Source organism: Candidatus Protofrankia californiensis (assembly GCF_900634765.1).
GTDB lineage: Bacteria > Actinomycetota > Actinomycetes > Frankiales > Frankiaceae > Protofrankia > Protofrankia californiensis.
Genome location: NZ_CAAAFT010000255.1, coordinates 10,130 through 11,072, shown reverse-complemented (window position 1 = coordinate 11,072; position 943 = coordinate 10,130). Strand labels below are relative to the sequence as shown.

At 71.6% G+C, this 943-nt stretch carries 2 protein-coding genes; both read right to left on the bottom strand.

The genetic code is table 11. From position 1 onward, the window contains the following. Positions 1 to 249: RNase adapter RapZ (locus DD1DGNOD_RS13845; protein ID WP_283234693.1), on the bottom strand; the 249-nt coding region annotated here is incomplete at its 3' end. Further along, positions 246 to 943, bottom strand: a 698-nt coding sequence (locus DD1DGNOD_RS13840) for a helix-hairpin-helix domain-containing protein (protein WP_241255704.1), incomplete at its 5' end; no start/stop codon positions are given. The genes DD1DGNOD_RS13845 and DD1DGNOD_RS13840, both read right to left, overlap by 4 nt.

Here is a 943-nt window from a genome sequence, read left to right as displayed (position 1 = left end):
CTCGTGCGCGTCCAACGTCGCGCGCAGGTCGGAGAAGAAGGCCCGGCCGCGGACGTCCACGACCACTGCGATGCGATTGACCGCACCCTGCGAACGCAACCCGAGTTCGGTCATGGTGGCCAGCAACGCCGGCGGAAGGTTGTCGACGACGAACCAGCCGAGATCCTCCAGGCACTTGGCCGCGGTGCTGCGGCCGGCTCCGGACAACCCGGTGATGATGGCGAGCTCGAGTGGCGCGGCGGACGTCATGTGAGAGCACCCCGTGTCGATGTGGCGTCGGGACCGGGGTCAGGGGCGATGGCGCGGGCTGTGGTGGTTCCAGGTGTCGTGGCGTCGGTGGCCGGCGTGGGTTCGGCCGCCACGAAATCGTCACCGTCAAGGATCTCGCCCGTGTGCGGATCGACCGCACCCGGGATGGCGTCCGCGCCTGTCGGGTTGGTGGGAGCGAGCGCGTCCACGACAGCCTGGGCTGTCCGTCGGCCGATTCCCGGCACCTCGGCGATCTGGTCGACCGTTGCCGCACGGATCCGCGCAAGCGAGCCGAAGGTGCGCAGCAGCGCCTTGCGGCGTGTCTCCCCGAGGCCGGGCACATCGTCGAGGACCGAGCGGACCATGCTCTTGGACCGCTTCTGCCGATGGTAGGTGATCGCAAAACGGTGTGCCTCGTCCCGGATCCGCTGCAGCAGGTACAGCGCCTCGCTGGTGCGGGGCAGGATCACCGGGTCCTCCTCGCCCGGGAGCCAGACCTCCTCCAGACGTTTGGCAAGCCCGCACAGGGCGACACCGCCGGGGCCGCTGTCGATGCCGAGCTCGTCGAGGGCGCGGCGCGCCGCGGCAACCTGCGGCGGGCCGCCGTCCACGACCACGAGGCTCGGCGGGTAGGCGAAACGCCGCGGCCGGCCGGTCACGGGGTCCAGCGCGGAGCTGGGGGCCGCCGTCGCGG